This is a genomic window from Cytobacillus firmus, from assembly GCF_023715565.1.
In the GTDB taxonomy this organism is placed as follows: Bacteria; Bacillota; Bacilli; order Bacillales; family Cytobacillaceae; genus Cytobacillus; species Cytobacillus firmus_C.
Genome location: NZ_JAMBOJ010000025.1, coordinates 25,747 through 45,286 on the forward strand (window position 1 = coordinate 25,747; position 19,540 = coordinate 45,286).

The 19,540-nt window shown below is 38.8% G+C and carries 17 protein-coding genes and 1 tRNA gene; 3 read left to right on the top strand and 15 right to left on the bottom strand.

Annotated elements, in window-relative coordinates:
* Positions 1 to 315: 315 nt before the first annotated feature.
* The 3 genes from M3205_RS11895 to M3205_RS11905 all read right to left on the bottom strand — a co-directional run bounded on the left by M3205_RS11895 (position 316) and on the right by M3205_RS11905 (position 2,604).
* A complete protein-coding gene (locus M3205_RS11895; RefSeq protein ID WP_251170100.1) occupies positions 316 to 564 on the bottom strand; it encodes a Rossmann-fold NAD(P)-binding domain-containing protein in 249 nt (82 codons plus the stop codon).
* A 99-nt stretch (positions 565 to 663) separates the two neighbouring features.
* A complete protein-coding gene (locus tag M3205_RS11900; RefSeq protein ID WP_251170101.1) occupies positions 664 to 1,818 on the bottom strand; it encodes an iron-containing alcohol dehydrogenase in 1,155 nt (384 codons plus the stop codon).
* Between the two features lie 255 nt (positions 1,819 to 2,073).
* Positions 2,074 to 2,604, bottom strand: a complete 531-nt coding sequence (locus M3205_RS11905; protein WP_251170102.1) for a cell wall hydrolase — start codon at positions 2,602 to 2,604, stop codon at positions 2,074 to 2,076.
* A gap of 505 nt (positions 2,605 to 3,109) precedes the next feature.
* Between M3205_RS11905 and M3205_RS11910 the strand changes: the two genes are divergently transcribed.
* On the top strand, positions 3,110 to 3,613 hold the full coding sequence (locus M3205_RS11910; protein ID WP_251170103.1) for a GNAT family N-acetyltransferase: 504 nt from the start codon (positions 3,110 to 3,112) through the stop codon (positions 3,611 to 3,613).
* Positions 3,614 to 3,782: 169 nt separating this feature from the next.
* Here M3205_RS11910 and nadR read toward each other — a convergent pair whose 3' ends face one another.
* The 6 genes from nadR to M3205_RS11940 all read right to left on the bottom strand — a co-directional run bounded on the left by nadR (position 3,783) and on the right by M3205_RS11940 (position 10,427).
* Positions 3,783 to 4,805 carry a multifunctional transcriptional regulator/nicotinamide-nucleotide adenylyltransferase/ribosylnicotinamide kinase NadR gene (gene nadR, locus M3205_RS11915; RefSeq protein ID WP_251170104.1) on the bottom strand — a complete coding sequence of 341 codons (1,023 nt, stop codon included), beginning with the start codon at positions 4,803 to 4,805 and terminating at the stop codon, positions 3,783 to 3,785.
* Entirely contained in the window at positions 4,802 to 5,500 is a 699-nt protein-coding gene (pnuC, locus tag M3205_RS11920; RefSeq protein WP_251170105.1) for a nicotinamide riboside transporter PnuC, read from the bottom strand. Before pnuC ends, nadR begins: the two co-directional genes overlap by 4 nt.
* Before the next feature lie 31 nt (positions 5,501 to 5,531).
* The gene (locus M3205_RS11925) at positions 5,532 to 6,296 is read right to left on the bottom strand and encodes an NUDIX domain-containing protein (RefSeq protein WP_251170106.1); all 765 of its coding nucleotides are present in this window, start codon (positions 6,294 to 6,296) and stop codon (positions 5,532 to 5,534) included.
* 141 nt (positions 6,297 to 6,437) lie between these two features.
* Entirely contained in the window at positions 6,438 to 7,799 is a 1,362-nt protein-coding gene (glpT, locus tag M3205_RS11930; protein WP_251170107.1) for a glycerol-3-phosphate transporter, read from the bottom strand.
* A gap of 257 nt (positions 7,800 to 8,056) precedes the next feature.
* Positions 8,057 to 9,031 (bottom strand): bile acid:sodium symporter family protein, encoded by a 975-nt coding sequence (locus M3205_RS11935; protein ID WP_251170108.1) that lies wholly within the window; start codon positions 9,029 to 9,031, stop codon positions 8,057 to 8,059.
* A 4-nt stretch (positions 9,032 to 9,035) separates the two neighbouring features.
* Positions 9,036 to 10,427, bottom strand: coding sequence for an FAD-binding oxidoreductase (locus M3205_RS11940; protein WP_251170109.1), 1,392 nt, complete (start codon positions 10,425 to 10,427; stop codon positions 9,036 to 9,038).
* A gap of 193 nt (positions 10,428 to 10,620) precedes the next feature.
* Here M3205_RS11940 and M3205_RS11945 point away from each other — a divergent pair, with 193 nt between their 5' ends.
* Positions 10,621 to 11,316: a FadR/GntR family transcriptional regulator gene (locus tag M3205_RS11945; RefSeq protein WP_251170110.1), complete on the top strand. Its 696-nt coding sequence runs from the start codon at positions 10,621 to 10,623 to the stop codon at positions 11,314 to 11,316.
* Between the two features lie 20 nt (positions 11,317 to 11,336).
* Here M3205_RS11945 and M3205_RS11950 read toward each other — a convergent pair whose 3' ends face one another.
* Together M3205_RS11950 and M3205_RS11955 are read right to left on the bottom strand one after the other, a co-directional pair.
* Positions 11,337 to 13,391 (bottom strand): DUF4179 domain-containing protein, encoded by a 2,055-nt coding sequence (locus M3205_RS11950; protein WP_251170111.1) that lies wholly within the window; start codon positions 13,389 to 13,391, stop codon positions 11,337 to 11,339.
* Between the two features lie 155 nt (positions 13,392 to 13,546).
* Positions 13,547 to 14,458, bottom strand: a complete 912-nt coding sequence (locus M3205_RS11955; RefSeq protein ID WP_251170112.1) for an SDR family oxidoreductase — start codon at positions 14,456 to 14,458, stop codon at positions 13,547 to 13,549.
* A 95-nt stretch (positions 14,459 to 14,553) separates the two neighbouring features.
* Between M3205_RS11955 and M3205_RS11960 the strand changes: the two genes are divergently transcribed.
* Positions 14,554 to 15,522 (top strand): helix-turn-helix transcriptional regulator, encoded by a 969-nt coding sequence (locus M3205_RS11960; protein ID WP_251170113.1) that lies wholly within the window; start codon positions 14,554 to 14,556, stop codon positions 15,520 to 15,522.
* A 140-nt stretch (positions 15,523 to 15,662) separates the two neighbouring features.
* On the opposite strand, the gene M3205_RS11965 is transcribed toward M3205_RS11960, so the two are convergent.
* The 4 genes from M3205_RS11965 to M3205_RS11980 all read right to left on the bottom strand — a co-directional run bounded on the left by M3205_RS11965 (position 15,663) and on the right by M3205_RS11980 (position 19,419).
* Positions 15,663 to 16,157 (bottom strand): YehS family protein, encoded by a 495-nt coding sequence (locus M3205_RS11965; RefSeq protein ID WP_251170114.1) that lies wholly within the window; start codon positions 16,155 to 16,157, stop codon positions 15,663 to 15,665.
* A gap of 184 nt (positions 16,158 to 16,341) precedes the next feature.
* Positions 16,342 to 16,438: transfer RNA gene (locus M3205_RS11970), tRNA-Sec, on the bottom strand.
* 212 nt (positions 16,439 to 16,650) lie between these two features.
* The gene (locus tag M3205_RS11975; protein WP_251170115.1) at positions 16,651 to 18,555 is read right to left on the bottom strand and encodes a hypothetical protein; all 1,905 of its coding nucleotides are present in this window, start codon (positions 18,553 to 18,555) and stop codon (positions 16,651 to 16,653) included.
* 69 nt (positions 18,556 to 18,624) lie between these two features.
* Positions 18,625 to 19,419 carry a hypothetical protein gene (locus M3205_RS11980; RefSeq protein ID WP_251170116.1) on the bottom strand — a complete coding sequence of 265 codons (795 nt, stop codon included), beginning with the start codon at positions 19,417 to 19,419 and terminating at the stop codon, positions 18,625 to 18,627.
* Between the last annotated feature and the right edge of the window lie 121 nt (positions 19,420 to 19,540).

A 19,540-nucleotide genomic window follows, 5' to 3' on the forward strand; every position in this document is an offset into this window, starting at 1 on the left:
ATGTCTGGTTCTAAAATGGTTCATGCCCTCTGTTAACGTATAAAGTTAAAGAGGGCATGAACCTTGGTTAATTAACGACATGAAAGACATTTCTGGTGAATCCTCAAATAGCATCTTTTACCTTACCTAATAATCTCGAGAATTAAATTCATAACCTCTTCCTCTCAGGTGTTGTGCTTTTATAAAACAACTGCATTCTCTATCATGTATTTTAATTCATTAACTTCTGGTAAGTTTTAATTGACCAGTTGCAAGTAAAAATCCAGTTTTGGAACAGGAACAAATCATCTTGTGACAGGACTGCCTTTTGATTAGCTACATGCACCCCTGGTTAAAAACACGGTTCGTTAATCCAGTATCAATAAAAAGTTCCTGCCCACTGATTCCTTGCGCCAGTGTGCTTGCTAGAAAGAGACAGCTGAAGGAGATTTCTCCTGGAACGTGTCCCAAAATAAGCTCCTCCTCCTCCTCTTTATCTGGAATACCATGAATCCCGGCAATCCCTTGAACAAGCTTCCCCTTCATCGCTATGTCAGCCCAACCGGGACATTGCGTAATTAGCATTAAAAGACCGGCTTCATTAGGAAGCCGGCTACTTTTTATATATGTAATTCCTGGTCAATCTGGGAAAATTGACAAACCTCGGGTGGTATTAAGCAGTTGTTACCATGCCATTTTATAAATTTTATAAATATCCTCTTTTTCCAAAGACATCGGACTGCGGGCTAACAGACGTTTTTGCTTAATAGCATCATTTGTTAATACATCAAGTGCCTCCTCAGGGATATTAAAGCTCCTTAGTGCGTGAGGTATATTTACATCCTTTACCAAGCGTTCGAGCTCCTCCACACATTTGAGAGATGCCTCAACTTGGGATAATTTCATAGAACTAAAACCCATTGCCTCGTATATATCCTTCATTCGCTTTTCACAGCTCTGTCGAATATAGTCCATTACATATGGGAGTAATACCGCATTTGCATTCCCATGAGAAATATGAAACTGACCGCCTAGCGGATAAGCTAATGCATGAACACCCGCTACTCCTGCATTGAAAAATGCCATACCTGCCAAATAACTCCCATAGCTCATATCGGTACGGGCCTGCCTATCATCACCATTCTCTACTGCCGTACGAATCGATCGGCTTATTAGCATGATAGCCTGCAGCGCCAGCGCATCCGAAACTGGACTTGCGTTTTTTGAAACATAAGCTTCAATCGCATGAGTAAGAGCATCAACCCCTGTAGCTGCAGTGACCTTTGCTGGCAAAGACACTGTTAAAGCAGGATCGACAATCGAAACATCCGGCAGTAAATAATCATGGGTTACAACATCTTTCGTAGTCTCCAGAGATAACACAGAAATATTAGTCACCTCAGCCCCCGTTCCTGAAGTTGTAGGAATTAAGATTTTTGGGAGACCTTTTTTCGTAATATTTTTTGTTCCTGTTAAGTTTAGATAATCCTCCACCTTGCCCTCGTTTCCAGCCAATACACCTACCAGTTTCGCCAAATCCAGCGCACTGCCGCCGCCAAAACCGATAACCATATCAAATTGGTTATCACGAGTATAAGAAACTAGTTTTTCGCCAACGGAAAGAGGGGGCTCAGGTACAATATCCGTATAAATTTCAGGGGAATAACCTGCATTAATTAGAGGACAGACCACTTCATTTGTCAAACCAATCTTGTGAATTAATGGATCCGTAATGATAAGAATCTTATTGACCTTTAAGCTATTCACCTGGTCGACAAGGTGAGTTAGCGAATCCCATCCAGTAAAGCTAACCCGAGGAAAAGTAATTTTTTCAGACATATCAACCGCTCCCTTTATGGGCCACAGGTGTAGTTCTCCTGGTATAGAACGCTAAGAGGCCCCATGGTCCCCTATTTATATATTCAAAAGCATCACAATAATAACTAACAAGAGATAGCTGCATACTGGTGGTTTCACCTGCGAAATTAAAAAGAATGTTTCTAAAGAAATTTTCGCCATCTTTCTTTAATTTCCTTCTGTAGTATCATTTTTTCTCAACAAAAAAAGCACGCAGCTTTTATGCTGTACGCGCTTTTAAATAGCAAATGCATGGTTGCCTATTTTTTTTACTACTTCTCGAGAGAAAATCCACTGGCTTGTAGCCGTGTCAGGGTTATAAAAATAAAGAAGCTCTGCGTTTTGGTCCTTATCAATAAGTGCTTTCTCAACGGCCTGAACTGCTTCATTGCTTGCAGGTTCATTAATGGAACCATTTTGAACTGGTTCAAAAGCATTCTTCTGATAAATAACATCTTTGACTGTATCCGGGAATTGTTCATGTTCGACACGGTTCAGAACCACGTCAGCAACAGCAACTTTGCCTTCAAACGGCTCCCCTTCTGCTTCAGCCTGTACAAGACGTGCAAGCAGTTTTTTTTCTTCCTCTTTAATGAAGCGATGATCTGTTGATGATGACTCCTTCACGTCAACTTCAACCTTTTTATATGTTAGTGTTTCTGCAGCTTTTTGATCCACTGTCTCTGCATCGAAATGATCAGCAGGAAACATGCTATATGAACCCATAATGAGTGAAATGGCAGCAACAAATGTTACTAAATTTTTCATTTATAAACCTCCTGTTTGTAGTTTTTAGGCAAAAACAGGCCACTTACAAGGCTAACAGGTTTACAGGCAGAACTCATTAGTGAATCAATGGGAGAATTACCAGTAAAGAAATATGAAAATTCAAATTGCTTCATAATAAATTTAAGAGGTATATTTGTTATAGCTTGCTTTTTAAAAAAAGGCTGTTTTCGCAAAGTTTGTTGCTATTTATATTATATTTACTGAGTTGATTGGAGTGGAAGGTGCGAGATCCTCGAAAATGCATGCGCATTTTCTTCGTGCGGTGTTTACTCAAGCTAGCCTATTCAACGTCCTACGGGAGTTGCGGGACAGGTGAGACCCCACAGACGCGTAGCGTCGAGGAGGCTCACCGCCCGCCCCGTGGTTTGCTGAGCATCCTTTCACTGCAATTTACGGACAACATTGATAAGCGAAAAACAACAATTTATACGAAAAGAGCCTAAAAAAAGATAACAGCCCGAAATTGAGTGAGGTGATAAAATAATTGAAAGTACTTGAAACTGACCGATTAATTCTTCGCTGGTTAACAACAGATGATGCAGCTTTCATTCTCGAACTTTTAAATGAACCTGCATGGATTCGTTATATTGGCGATAAAAGTGTACATTCTCTTGGTGATGCTAAGAATTATATTTTGACCGGACCCCAGAAAATGTATTCTCAATTTGGCTTTGGCCTTTTTCTAGTTGAGCGAAAGGAAGGAAGCATTCCTATTGGACTGTGCGGCTTTATAAAACGGGATACTTTAGATAATGTTGATATTGGTTTTGCTTTTTTATCTAGATATCAATCGCAAGGTTATGGGTTTGAGTCAGCTTCTGCTACATTGAAATATGGTCTTGAAAAGCTGGATATGGAACGGGTCCTAGCTATTACATCCCTAGACAATTATGCTTCCTCCAGGCTGCTTGAAAAGATAGGCATGAACTTTGAAGGAACAATAATTTTGGATAAAAAAGAGCTTAAATTGTTTGCATCCGACAAATAATTCCTTGTTGTATCTTTTTCTATCTTTTAAAACAGTTGTTTTTTTACAAAAAAATTCCTGATGACGAAGAAAATATACACATGTATCGTCATCAGGAAAACCATAATATTGAAGATACGAAATGAAAGAATTTCATTAGCTTTTAAAAATTTTTATGTCAATCACTCTCTCAAATTTTCAGCAGTTCTTCAATATGCCCTATTGCACTTTGAAACCGCTCCTTGTAATCTCCGCTCAGTATTTTATAATCAACATTATGATTTTTCAGCAATGTTTTTAAAGCCTGGTTGTTTTGGAGTCTTACCTCATACTCTCCGTGAACCCGAAGTCCATCATCCACCCATTTCACATCAGGTTCCAAGTATAGCCACAGGTCATAATCCTGCAGGTTTGCAATTTCATCCAGTACTGCCTGATGCTCATCGTTGTAAAGGTTGGAATAGAATTGAGTCACAATTGCCTCCGTATCGATAAGCACAACTTTATTTGCTTTTTCATTCGCCTTGATTTCTTCAAGCTTATGGCCATAGGCAATTTTGTGGTAATCTTCCTTAACCATAAGCCCATCGCAGCCGCCTAATTCTTCACATACGGTTCGGCCATATTCCTCTACATAGGAAGTGTTGTAAATTTTAGCAAGGTTTCTGGTCAAGGTAGATTTACCGCAGCTTTCAGTCCCTGCTACAACAACCTTTTTAACGAAATAAGGTTTTACAAAGTCAGGGATGTATTCCCAATGATGAAAAACACCTTCATTACGGATTGCTGTTGCCGAAATATTCACATATCTCCGATTGGGATCAATCAATTCGTGTTTGGCCTCTGGATAAAGTTCTCTAAAAATATCGTTATACTCATACTCTGAACTAAATACATAATCAATGCGCTTTCCAATTGCCTTTTTTATATTCCTGGCACCCTCTGCCCAATTGTAATTTTCATCCCCCTGATCGTCTTTTATGGAAATGACCTTCACATGCGGCATATCTTTAGTTAATTGACTGACCCAGCGCAAACGGATTTGTGGTGGAATATAAGCCATTTTAGAATGCTCGCACAATTGCCTGTCACGCAGTTCGCTATGTGACAGCACAACATAAAGTTCTTCAACGATGGATGAGGCCTGAACGATCGCATAAACATGGCCAAGATGCAGGGGAAGAAACTTGCCTCCAATAAAGCCGACTGTCATTTAACCCCCTCCTTATTCTGTTTCACATATAGTTTCCGCCAATTGATGTATCCATAAATACTGTTAACCAGGAAAGCAGTCCACATGACTAACATTGAAAAGTCATTGCCGCCCTGTGTGATGAGAGCACCCGCCCAAAGAATAATGGATAATACATTTACTGAGATCCAGAGAATCCATTGCTCTGCAAATCTTTTCAGCATCAGTATTTGCGCAGTTATAGAAAGAACGTTTGTAGCGGAATCCGTCCAGACAAAATTACCCTCTAAATATCTTAAGAAAAACCCATATCCAATTGTAAGGACAGCGATAGATGCTAAAGTATAGATCCAGCCTTTTTTCGTCAGACTTTTAACTCTCACATCTTCCCCTTTAACATTCCGATTTGTTTTATGCTGCTTCCACAGATAAATACCAATAAATTGTACAGGAAAATAAAACAGAGCATTGAGCATGGCTTCTCCATAAAGGCCATATCCATAAGCAATATAAGCATAGGTAAGGGTTTGAACGATGCCAAAGTAATAGTTGGCAATCTTCCCCTTTGCCACCAGCACCACACATAACAAACCGCTTATGGATGAAATCAGGCCAATTAGTGAATCTGACCAGGCAAAGTAAAGATAAATGTTGACCAATGTAAATGTTATTAGCCATATTATTTCAAACCGGGTCCAGTTCTTAAAAATCCCCATGTGAATCTATCCCCTTTGTTAATTTGGATTTTCACCCTTGCAGTTTATTTCTATATACGGACACAATCGGCTGATAATCATTGAATTGATAAAGCTGTGCAGGTGTTTTAGAATAGCGTTTTGATTTCTTTAGCTTTCCGTCTTCCGACACAGCTTCAATAAATGGAAATGTCGGTGCTTTTCTGAAAAAGGCAGCATCCGTTGAGATTGAAGGGTCATCCAACACGGTTAATAAAACACCCTGCAGTTCAGAAATCACAAATTCATCAGGTAGGAAATGCCTTGCCAGTGTTGTCAGTGCCATATCTTTTTTAATAAACCAAAGTGCGTCTTCAATAATGGTCTGATGGTCAAATGCTAGATCAAGTTCAAGAGCCTCTTCTAGAGTAAACAACTTAACTTCAGATGCGTCATATGTTGTTTTCCGGGTCCTTAAGTCCGCTTCATTAGCAATAACATAATGTGCATTAGATATAATCCATCCCCGCTGGTCCCGGCCAGGAGAATCGTAGACACCGAAATGCTTTATTTTCAGCCCCTCTACTCCGGTTTCCTCGGTTAACCTTCGCTCTGCCGCCTGAAAAGCTGTTTCTTCGGGACGGACAAACCCACCAGGCAGCGCCCATTTCCCTGCCTCCATATTCGGGTTTCCTTCATGGTTCAGCTCACTTCTTTTAATCAGCATGATTTTCAGCTCTTTTTTTGGAGGTTTATACTCGCCAACTTGTTCTGATGTGATTGTAAAAACTGCAATATCACTTGTATATCCCTCTGGTGTAATAAATTTATTCTTCAATTTCGGTTCACCTCTTTTATAATTAACATTTTGTTAATTGTTAATTAACATATATTCCATTTTTTGCTGTTAGTCAATGCTTTTCTCATATGTACGCAAAAAAACTGCCCAATAATTTGAGCAGTCTTTTTAGTCTTAATGCTAATTTTTTACTACTTCTTGTCCCCTTACATTCCATGTTACTGCAAAAATGAGGGCTGCAAGTACACAAGATGCGGTTAACAGCATAAATCCTGCATTCCATCCGGATGCATCTACGATGATACCCATTAAAGCATTAGCTGTTACAGTACCTCCGAGGTAACCAAACAATCCAGTTAATCCTGCTGCAGTACCGGCAGCCTTTTTAGGAACAAAATCAAGTGCCTGTAGGCCAATTAACATTACCGGTCCATAAATAAGGAAACCGATCGCAATCAGACAAATCATGTCTATTGTGGGATTTCCTGCAGGGTTAAACCAATAAACAAGAACTGCGATTAATACCCCCAGCATAAATACAAATCCAGCAGGACCTCGGCGCCCTTTGAAAAACTTATCTGAGATCCATCCGCATAATAGTGTTCCTGGTATACCTGCCCACTCATATAAAAAGTAGGCTACGCTGGACTTGCTCATATCGAAGCCTTTCTCCTCGCTCAAATATGTTGGTGCCCAGTCCAGTACACCATATCGGACGAAATAAACGAATATATTAGCAATCGCAATTGCCCAAACCCATTTATTATTTAATACATACTTGAAAAGAATTTCTTTTGTTGTTAATTCAGTCTCAAAGGTTTTCTTGCTTTTGCTTGGATAATCATTGCGATATTCTTCAATGGATGGCAGCCCAGCCGATTGAGGAGTATCACGAATAAGGAAGTAGGCCATGAATGCAATAACAATAGCTACGAGTGCCGGTAAAATAAATACACCTTCATAGCCTGATGAAGAGGTTCCGGCTATGCCAGCGAACATTGCTGCACCCGCCACAGCAAGTGGTGCCATTAGCCCACCTCCGACATTATGAGCTACATTCCAAATGGCTGTTTTGTTTCCTCTTTCATTGATGCTGAACCAGTGTACCAGAACACGGCCCGATGGCGGCCAGCCCATTCCCTGGAACCAGCCATTTAAAAAAAGCATTATAAACATGATGGAAACAGATGAAGTAAAGAAAGGTACAAACCCCATTAATAAAGAAATAATTGCAGAAAGAATTAATCCTGCAGGCAAGAATACCTTAGGATTACTCCGATCCGAAAATGTTCCCATGACGAATTTACTGATGCCATAGGCAATCGAAATAGCAGATAGTGCAAAACCAAGTTCAGTTTTGGAGAATCCTTCTTCAATAAAGTACGGCATAGCCAGCGAGAAGTTTTTCCGAATTAAGTAATACGCTGCATAACCAATGAAAATTCCCATAAAGACTTGAAACCTAAGTTTCTTATACTCCGAATCAATTTGTTCTTCAGGCAATCTTTCAATTGGAGGAGCAGGCTTAAACAATTTGAACATTTATTTCCCCCCATAAATCATTTTGGCAACAATATTAACTGTAAAAAAAACAAAACCCACACTTTAATAACACTCCCTGGAATGGAAGTGTAAGAAAGCATGGGTTCTCCGTTTCTCCACCATAGTTAACTTGTCATGTAACAATTTTATTATTATATGTAAACGTTGTCAACAGCTTGTCAAATTTTTTAACCAATTTTCGCAAGCATAAAGAATGCCGGCCCTCAATCTATAAGAGCATACACCTAAATGCATATCTACAGTTTCACTTCAGCTGGCTGAACTGGCGTTTCTGTTTCACTTTCACCAACAGTTTTTTTAGACCAATAAGTCGCAAGAATCGGCCCTGAAATGTTATGCCAGGCAGCAGCCAGAACGCTTGGAAGTGCTGCCAGCGGCCCGAAGTGTGCAGTCGCAAGCGCAACTCCAAGACCTGAGTTCTGCATGCCAACTTCAATGGCAATCGCTCTCCGGTTTACTTCACCCTGTCCGAGCGCTTTTCCTGCCAAGTAGCCAAGCATGAGTCCAAAACCATTGTGAAGCATAACAGCACTAAAGATCAGCAAGCCTGATGCTGCAATGGTTGAAGCATTGCCTGAGACGACTGCAGCCACGATGGTGATAATAGCTGCCACTGAAATTAACGGTAAAACAGTTAAGCTTTTTTCCACTGCCACGGGGAAGAATTTCTTGATTGCCAACCCCAGAACAATTGGTACAATAATGACCTGGACAATAGACATAAACATGGCCACTGCATCAACAGGCATCCACTGGCCCGCAAGCAGCAGGAGAAGCAGCGGTGTCATGATTGGTGCGAGTAAAGTTGAAACGGATGTCATGGCGATGGACAAAGGTACATTTCCCTTGGCCAGATACACCATAACGTTAGAAGCCGTTCCCCCAGGTACACAACCAAGCAAAACCAGGCCGGCTGCCAATTCTGCCGGCAAATTCAGAAGTTTCGCAATGACGAAAGCGACTAGCGGCATAATGATGAACTGTGCACAAACACCAATTAACACAGGGAGCGGTTTCGTAAAGATGATTTTAAAATCGACCGCCTTCAGAGTAAGCCCCATTCCAAACATGACGACGCCGAGAAGGATGGTGATATAGCCCCCCAACCCTAAAAATGGGTCTGGAAACATAAAGGCAATAACCGATGTTACGATAACCCACACGGCAAAATATTTTCCTGCAATGGTACTGACCGCTTCTAATACCTTCATATCATCACGCTCCTTCTTTTATCTTTAAGATTTTATTTGGGTTGAAAAGATTATCTGGATCAAGGGCACGTTTGATTTTTTCCATGACTTGGAGCGCCTGACCATGTTCTTTTTGCTGATATTTCTGCTTGCCGACTCCAACACCATGCTCACCCGTACAGGTACCGCCTCTCTCAAGAGCATAGAGAACAATTTGTTCATTGAACTTTTCTGCTTTTGCAACCTCCTCCAGGTTACCCATATCAATCATCAGGAGTGTATGGTAATTTCCGTCCCCCACATGTCCGACAATTCCTCCAGGAAGTCCAAGTGCATCGACCGCTTCCCTGGCATGGCTGATAGCGCCAGAAAGTTCTGAAATCGGCAGACAGACATCCGTCACCATCATTTTCTTTCCGGGATGGCCATGGATATAGGCATAAGCAAGGTTATGTCTGGCCTCCCATAAGCGATTTCTTGCTGCATTATCGGATTCAAATTTAATATCCAGACAATGATGGTCTTCAACAATTTCTTTTGTAAAAGCAACATCCTGTTTTAAACCGGCTTCATTGCCGTGAAATTCCAAAAAGAGTGTTGGGCTTTCGTTATAGTTTGTTTCACTGAACAGATTTACCTGCTTTATGGATGGTTCATCCACAAGCTCCACCCTTGCAATCGGAACACCTGCCTGTAATATGGAAACAACCGCTTCAACCGCATCGTTCAATGATGGAAAAGAAGCTCTTGCTGCCATCAGGTGCTCCGGAATTCCATAAACTCTTAATGTCAATTCCGTAAAGCAGCCAAGTGTCCCCTCTGAGCCAACGAATAAACCATTCAAATGGTATCCGGATGAAGATTTAGCAGCAAAATTACCTGTATGTATGATCGACCCATCAGCTAGTACCACTTCAAGATCACGCACCTGATCACGCATGACTCCATATTTCACAGAAGTAGTTCCGCTGGCATTCGTTGCCGCCATTCCGCCAAGCGTAGCATCCGCTCCCGGATCCACAGAGAAAAACAATCCATACTTTTTTAATTCCTTGTTGAGCTGTGTGCGGGTTACACCAGGCTGCACCCTAACAAGAAAATCACTCTCACGTACCTCGAGAACTTTATTCATAAGTGAAAAATCAATCGTAATTCCATGTTCGTATGGTATCACATGCCCCTCAAGACTGGATCCCAGTCCAAAAGGAACGATTGGAACTTTGTATTTGTTTGCCAGCTTCACAACTTCACTGACCTGCTGGGCGGTTTCCGGAAAAACAACCAGGTCAGGTAGACTCTCCGAATGGTATGATTCATCCCTGCCATGCAATTCTCTTACTGTCTGATTTTCTGTCACCTGCTGCTCAGTAAGAATCTCTCTTAAAGCCTGCAGGAGGCTCATACTCGCTGTTTCCATCCTATACTCCTTCTTTCTTTTTCGGGAAATTTGGTCAAACCAATGTTATAATTGGTCCAACAAGTTACATCAATTATACTAACTTATCAGAAAAATTCAATTATTTTATTATTTTTATAGAATTGAATAATAGATTTTGGCCTGTTACTTTTTGAAAAGTAAGAAAGGTCTACTTTGAAAAGAGGGTATGGGAATGGCAGAGAAAAAAAAGACCTATCTGGTTTTAGCAGATAAATTGAAAGAATGCTATTTGGGAGGTGTTGTTAAACCAGGTGAACGGCTGCCTTCAGAAAGAGAATTGGCAGTTCAATTCAATGTCAGTCGGACAACCATCAGAGAGGCACTCAGAACCCTGGAACTGAACGGGCTCATCGATATCCGCCAGGGAGGCGGAAGCTACGTAAAAGTCTCTGATATCCAATCAAATAAAGAAGAGATCATCACAGCTGTCAAAGCAGAAAACCCGCTCGTATATGAAATGCTTGAACTTAGGCGTGCACTGGAAGCCGAATCCTCGTTCCTTGCAGCCAATAGAGCCACAGCTGCAGATCTGGAAAAGCTGCGTATTGCCTTACATAATATCGCCCTTTCCAGACAAAATCCCGAGTTAGGGTTAAAAGCAGATCTGGATTTTCACATCGGAATTGCCGAAGCCACGCATAATTCGATTTTCATTGAATTGATCCATACCCTCAAAGGTCATATGGAAGAAACCATTAGAGTTACCCAGAATCATCGGTTCAAGGATTTGTCCCGTTACGACGATACCATCGAGGAGCATAGGGAAATTTACCTTGCTATTGCTTCTGGAAATGGGTATAAAGCAAAAGAATTGATGGAGGGGCATATTACGAAAATCAGAGGAGAACTGGTGAAGTCAATGATTTAGTTAAGAAGTAGCAGGCACCATCAGATTCCTGCTTCTTCTTTTACGATCAACTCAGTATCTAACTCTACTTCATTATCCAAAAATTTAGTTGTATTATATCCGTATATATCCAGACTCTTCGGAACTACTTTATCCCCATGTATCTTAAAACTCTGGACTGTAAAGAAATGACGAGGCTGTTCAAGCTCTTCGTAAATGAAAGATGTTTTATTCATATCGTATTCTTTTCCATTTTTATCAACGATAACTCCTTTATAATCTCCTTCCATTGAAATATTTCCTTCCTCAGTCATAATATTAAAATTAAGTGATTCATACGCACGATTCTTAATTTCATGATTACTTATGACCACTACGCTAGGCTGACCGATTTCAACCTTATCAATGGAAATGGTACTTCCCGCATATTCAAAGGTTTGCGGATATTTCTTCGAAGCATCAAGGGCAATAGTTTTATTGTCTGTAATTGACAAATAAACACTATCGAATCGGACTTTGACTTCGTCGGTTTCTTTTTCAAATAGAGGTTTAAAATGCGTCTGAAACTTGCTCCATCTCAAATCATTCTGTGCATTCACGTATGAATTCCCGTATAAATCATTTTCAGCTACTTTATTGTTAATTTCCAAATTTTTAAAATTGATCATGTCGATCCGCTTTTCAGGGTGTTCATTTTTGAGGCCATATTGCAGAATTGTCCCTGTTGGAGCAAGGATTAGTTTATCAATCAAGACTGCTACCCCTTCAATTTCAACTTCTTCATCCAATGCATACTCCACAGAAGGTTTTTTTGTTACAGGAATTTCAAATTTCCATTCCCCTTCCTCGGGCACCAAATTCACATATGCATCTGAAGAGTTTCGTTTTAATTTCATAACCTTATTAATATTGAGATGAATGGTCTCTTCATTTTCTTTCAGCGGCCTCAGACTCATTTTCCCATGATAAAGGTTCTTTTCCTTATTATTAAGATCTAGTTCCATATCAGGTGGAAAGTACCTCGGATAAGTATTTGTCACCATTATTTTCATTTCGTCCTTAATAAAAAAGCCATCATCAATGTTAATCATATATTGATTGTTGTCATTGGTATCTTCTATTTCATAAAAGATAAGAGTTTGAATCTCATCCGCAATCACACTCTTAATCTTTATTTTAACCCCATTGCTTTCAGCTTCCAGCCCAAGCCTTTCACCTAAATCCTCCTGAAGAAAAATGCGCAGCTCCTGATTTTCTTCAGTCAATGAGTAATAGATTTTTGAAAAAAACCCGCTAAAGTATCCTGTGCACAAAAATACGACGAAGACACTTGCTGAAATAAATCCGATTCTTTTGCTTTTCTTCTTTTTCAACTTAATAGAATTTTTCCTTTGTGAGACTCGTTCTTTTACGTTTTCCATGAATCCTGCAGGTACTCTGAATGTCTCAATGTATTCAGAGTAGTTCAATATGATTTCCTGCAGAGATGCCAGGTCATCCTGGCAGTTTTGACAATGATAAATATGCATTTCAAAATCGATTTTCCGCGGCCGTTCCAGTTTTCTTTCCAGGTAATCCACGTAAAGCTTTTGGTACTCATTGCACCCCTGATAGTGCACTCCGTTTCCCAAACCTTTTCTGAGTAATTGAAATCCTGAAAATAGTAACTCCTTTATCTGTTCAGATGACAATTGGAGAAGCTGTGCAGTTTCCTCTATGGAGATTCCTTTAAAATAGGTTAAGACCAGCACTTCTCTTTCCTGTTCATTTAACTGTTGAAGTGCTTGAAATACACTTTCCTCTGAAGCTTTCAAACTCTTTTTAATAGAAAGCTCCCGGCAGATACGTATAAAAATAGATATAATCCGCAGTTCAAAAGATGTGCTGTTCTTAAACTTTGGCAGCTCCTTATGCACCTGTAAAATGACACGATAAAAAAGCTCCTCAATTTTGAGCTGGTTCCCCAGATAAGACCAGCCGAGTATATAGAGGGATCTCTGTTGCTGATCGAACCATTCAACAACCGATTCTATTCCTTTTATACTTATCGTCCCGGGTAAAGAGGGTTTAATTTTTGATGAGATGAGCAAGAGCATTCGCCCCTTTATATACCTAGTAATATGTACTTAATTTTATTATAACGTTTAATGTGGTATTATTCACCAAAATTTGGATACCTAAATCAAGGTGCTTTTAACATATAAAAAACTCCTTTTGCAGAGTTCTGCAAAGGAGTTTTGACAAAGAAAAGTTATCTATACCCTTCAGCATTGGCAGGCTTCCCCGCCTCCTGGACCTCAATCAGATATCTGAAAGCCTCCGGCTGAGAACCATCCAGATCATAAAAATGATACATTTTCGCCAGCTCCCCGCTTGAAAAGGATCCGCCGTTCAATCGTTTTTTATCAGGATCTTTTGCCATGGCACTAATTGCTCGTCCTATATATCTTGGTGTTTCAGATATCACAAAATGAGGCTCCTTTTCTGTGGCATCCATCCAATTCTCCTCTGTGACCCCAAACACCTCAAGCATAATTTCTGAACGCATCCATCCGGGTGAAACAGTAACTGCGGTGCACTCATAAGGTAAAAGTTCATGGGCCAAAACTTTTGCCAATCGGATGACTGAACTTTTGGCCAGATCATAAAACATCGACACCCGGTAGCGATCTTGATTATAGTCTTCTGTTCCGTCTGTTACTTCGACTACTAATCCGCCTTTATTTTTGATTAGAAGCGGAAGGGCATAATGACTTGTGATAATATGTGTATCAATCGCCAGACGAAGCATTCTCATTCCTTTTTCCAGTGAATGTTCCCAGACAGGAATGTCCCATTCAATCAAATTTTCTCCTCCCCATATATCATTAACCAGGATATCCAGCCTGCCTTGTTCTCTCTCAATCTTTTCTATCAATGACTGCACCTGATTCGGTATAAGATGATCCACTTGAACAGCTATTCCAGTTCCGCCCAGCTCATTGACTAATTCAGCCGTTTCTTCAATGGTTTCCTTGCGTCCATATTCCGACGTTTGGTTTCGTGTTGTTCGGCCTGTAATATACACTGTCGCACCTGCAGCACCGAGCTCCATGGCGATGCCTCGGCCAGCTCCCCGTGTTCCTCCGGCAACCAGCGCCACCTTCCCTTTTAATGAATTCATTCCGATCTTCCTCCTTTTATGTTATATCTATACTATAATCATTAATGTTGACATCCATTGTCATATTTAAAACTTTTTTATCAGGAGTGAACAAATTGCGTGCAGACAGACTCATTGCCATCATTTTATTGCTTCAAAATAACGAACGAATGACCACGAGGGAATTGGCAAAAGAATTGGAAGTAACAGAGCGGACCATTCACCGGGATATGGAAGCCTTAAGCGCTGCCGGCATCCCAGTCCTGGCTGAACGCGGAAAATTCGGAGGCTGGAAATTGCTTGAGAATTACAGAACAAATCTTACCGGGTTAAAAGCTGCAGAAATTAAGTCACTGCTTCTCTCCCCCTCCTCCCAGCATCTTGCAGACCTTGGCATTAGCAATGAATGGAAAGAAGCACGCCAGAAACTCCTTGCGGCTATTCCTGCTCCAATGAAAGAGGATGTAATAGATATCTCCAACCGGATTCATATTGATACCGGCACGTGGAGGCAAACCCCACAGGAAATGAAGTCTTTGGGAATATTACAGCAGGCCGTATGGGAGGAGAAAAAACTTCATATTCATTACGAAAATGCAGATAAACAGACAAGCGAAAGAACAGTTGAACCGTTAGGTCTGGTCGCCAAAGGGAACACATGGTATCTAGTAGCTGCGTCTGATGAAAAGATAAAAACCTACCGTATCTCAAGAATAGTTGATGCCAAGCTGATTAATGAGAATTTCAGCTGGCCGAATAACTTTGATCTCGCAGATTATTGGCAGGAATCGAAGCAAAGATTTATTAGCAGCCTGCCTAGATTTGAGGTGGACGCAGAGATTTCACCAGCCATTCTTCAGCGGATTAATTTTACCGGTCGATTTGTTCAAGTACTTCACATGGATTCGCTTAAGGAAAATGGATGGATTCCTGTAACTTTTAGCTTCGATACTGAGCAAGAGGCTAGAGAGTATATACTAGGGTTCGGTAACCAGATAAAGATTGTACACCCCGTTTTCCTTAGGAAAAGTGTGAGGGAGATGGCTGAAGGTGTTGTTGATTTATATAAGGAAAATGAGGAATAGCAGAGAAAAGATTTCTGCAGATGACTAGCGACTAGGATTTCATTTCCTAAAACCGAGCCTCCATTATTTATGAGGCTCGGTTTTTTATGGATCAGGAAACATTTAATTACTTAGATTTCTTATTACTATCCTGCCTTACCTTATCCCCTATATTTGATCGTTAGTCCTTTTAGGAAGTTTCTGGCAAAATTATCTAAGCAAACTTTATAATTTTTATGGCCTTCTTTTCTCAAAAAAGCTCCGAGCTCACCTTTTGATACATTTAATCCAGCCTTTTTGAATACATCTAACATGTCCTCTGTCGTTAAGGACAAGGCGATTTTGATTTTCTTTAAAAGGATATTATTTATGTTCGAATAATTTTCAATGGTGGATTCTTGCGTATTTGTTTGACCTTGTTTCGGCTCCTGTCTGCCTCTTTTATAGATAATAAAGCCATTTAAAAAAGAATTTAACATACTATTTGTCAATTTTATTTGGCTGTCATTTTCTTCTTCATCATCAGACTTTTTGAGGATCCTTACCACCTCTGGTACGGACACTTCCTCTCCTCCAAGTTTAAAGATCTCTGCCATTTCACTATTTTTGATTTCTAACGCATATCTCAATCGAATTAATATATCATTATTATCCATTGTTAAATTTCCTCCTAATTTAATAACCTTTGGTGCTTAAGCTTAACTATCTTCAGTCTATCATCACTATTGCCTCACAATACATAGAAACAGAAACAATTATTTTTTGATTGTCTAAAAAGAATATATGAATAGCACAAAAAAGCCGCACAGCATTCCACTATGCGGAAATCATATGTATAGTTGGCGGGACCGCCTGGGAATCGAACCCAGCTAACCTGGCACGCAGGTCACAAGCGGTTTTGAAGACCGTGGAGGGCACCAGCACCCCAATCAGCCCCGTCCAAATGTTGATATATCAATGTTTATCCGTACCACTCCGACGGTTTTTTTCGACCATTCGCACGGTCCTCACATCGGTTCACACGGTTCATTTTACCACGTTTATATCAACTTTTCCACTAAAGTAAAAAATCCTACTTTCACTAAGAGAGATAGGATGTTTATTATCAATATCTTTCTCAAACTAGTTATGAATTAGGTCCTTGCCATTTCAAGTATTAGCACCATTCTCTTTTATACACAAGTCATCATTTATTTTAATGACGATAATGACAAACAGTTTAAGAATCAAGTAATAATCTATCTCGTATTGTTCCTCATCATTAGTATTTGTTCCATGTAAATACTTATTTCGGATATCATGACCATTGGTAAATTTTGATTTATTGAGATAATAATCTAGATAATCTTGTTCATTTCTTGAAAACAGACTGGTCTCAAAATCAACAAGATTGCAAGTACTTAACTCCTCTAACAACAGTTGTATATCCTCAGGATAATGCCAATAACTCATTACTTCTTTATAATATAGTTCCTTAAGAACATATATGACTCTTCGGTCAACAAACTCTAAGTAGCCCATGTTACTTTCACTGATTAAGTTATTATCAAATAACCATTGCATTCTTCTCAATTGATACTCTTGAAAATCACTTTTAGTTAATTTTTTAGAAATCATCAATTTGAAAAAATTCTTATATTTTCCATCTTTATTTGGTAAATAGAATATGCCACTCTGGTCAGAAAACAATAAGAATGAAGCTGTTTTATACCAGTCACTAGAAGAGTAAACATACTTTTTTTTATTAAACGACTTAATATCTTTAATTTTAAAACTTGAAGATGACATTTGAATTAATTCTTGGTCTATCATCCCATCTTCAATTAAAGTATTATACTGTTTAAAAACTCTATCTATCTCAGGGAGAATAGTTCTACACTTTTCGAAATATGATGCTTCACTCGACGGCATTTTAACTATAAAATCATTAATTTGAAATTCTTCTTTCACATAAACATCAAAAAACCATTCAATCATTTCTTCCAATCTTATACCAAGAATATTTAGCACATTAACATAACTATGTATCTCAGCATTAGACAACATTTCTTTGAAATAAAAAGAGGATGATTGGTAATACAAGTGTTCTGCTTGTGGTCTAATTACTGACTCTAGAGCAGAACATTCACTTTTTTTAGAATCGAATTCTACTCTCATATTTCCATCAACAAATCCAAATAGATGAATAAAATTATTCCAAAGTGTAGGATAATCAGTATTTTCTTCTATCCACTTTCGACTTACCTTGATGTCTGCAGTTGTACCATCCATAGTAAATAATATGGCTTCATCTTGGTCGTTCGGATAAGAAATCATTACTCCCGATTCAATACCTGTTTCGTTATTAAAGATTTTTTCTTCCTCTTTTTTTGCCTTCCTCTTGGCATGCAACTTGATTTTATCAGGTATACTTAACCCCTTGTTTGTTGGAAAATTAATGATTTTTCTCAATACATTTATATGAACTAGTGGTGAGTCTATATATTCATCAATCAAACTTAATATATCTGTTTCATTTAAAGATGGTGGCAAGTATAAATTATTCTCTTTTAAATACTTTGACAGAATTGTTTCTGCATTCCTAGAGTCAGATAATAACACGCCTTTTATTGCTGCATTAAAATACTCAGTCAGTCTCTTAAACTTGAGTACTGTATAAATGTGTACATTTTCCTTTTCAAGAAATCGTCTAAAATTATCAATTTCAATTCTTTGATATAACTTGTAACCTTCAAAAACTTCAAAGAAGTCATCTGTGTTATCAAAGTCAATTTCATCATATAGGTTGAGGAAGTCATCCTTGTGACGGCCTACGAAGATGCCGATTTTTTTCTTTATTTTCTTCTCATAAGTTTTTATATCAATACTTGTCTCTTGTACAATATGGTCACTAAACCTTTTAATGTTTATGTATTTTAAAACATTATGAAATTCTAATAAATCAGTGATACCCCATTCAGAATCAATAGCCTCATTATTAACTTTTTCTACTATTTTTTCTAGTTCCCAACCACAAGCTATATCATACTCAGAATAGAATTTAATCCCTGACATATGTTCTCCTTTCGTAAACCATACTCTTTATACAATTCTTCAAACATATTAATCCCCCATAATATTTACTCAACTTATTATGTTAGATACGACTGCCCCTACAATTGCCCCCAAAAGCAGCATAACAATAGCGTAAAGCCAGTGGTCCTTAATGGCTTCATAAACACCCTGAGGAGATAATCCATAAGGTTCATGCCATTTAGCATTTGTTTTTAGATTTCCTGATGCTACTTTATCTAAAATGGAATGAAAAACATCAACTTTCTTTAGAGTTGACATGTGCAGTTTTACATATTCTTTATTAGCAAATGCTGCAGCTTCGGATTGTCCATCCAAAAAATCTCTATGTGAGATTTTATTTTTTTCAATTAGTTTTTCTAACCTTGGATGACCGATATAACCTACACCATAAATATCAATAAGTAATCTTGCCAAGTCATACTTTTTTTCATCGTCTATTGTTTCGGGTCTTCCTCCTAAAACCCTATATCTATTTTCAATTGCTTCAAATCCAAAGTTCAAATCCCTCATATTCCAGTGAATCCAAGTATAGGATTTATGCTTCTTAACAAACTGAAAAAACTCTTTTAACATTTCTCTTTCAAGTTCATCATAGTTTTGTTTAATGTCCTCGAATGGTATTTTTTTTATTTCAGCTATTTTATGAATAGCAAACGATTTTGTTTGTGCTGTATTATAATACCTTACTGCTATTGAAGTAACCCTCGGTGTATAACCGCTGGGAACATTATAAAAGCTTTCACAAGAATAATGTATTAATAACAGATGTGAAGCATTGTTCACAAGTTCATTAATTGTCTCAAGTGCCTTTTTTCTTTTTTTGATTTTATGATTAAGATTCAAGTTATCGCCACCTTATAATTCATAGTGAATCTACCTTAGCAATCTACTATTATATCACAAAATTTGCAAAAATTTGAACTTTAATAGTGCATCGGAAGTAAAAACAATACATGGTGTGTGG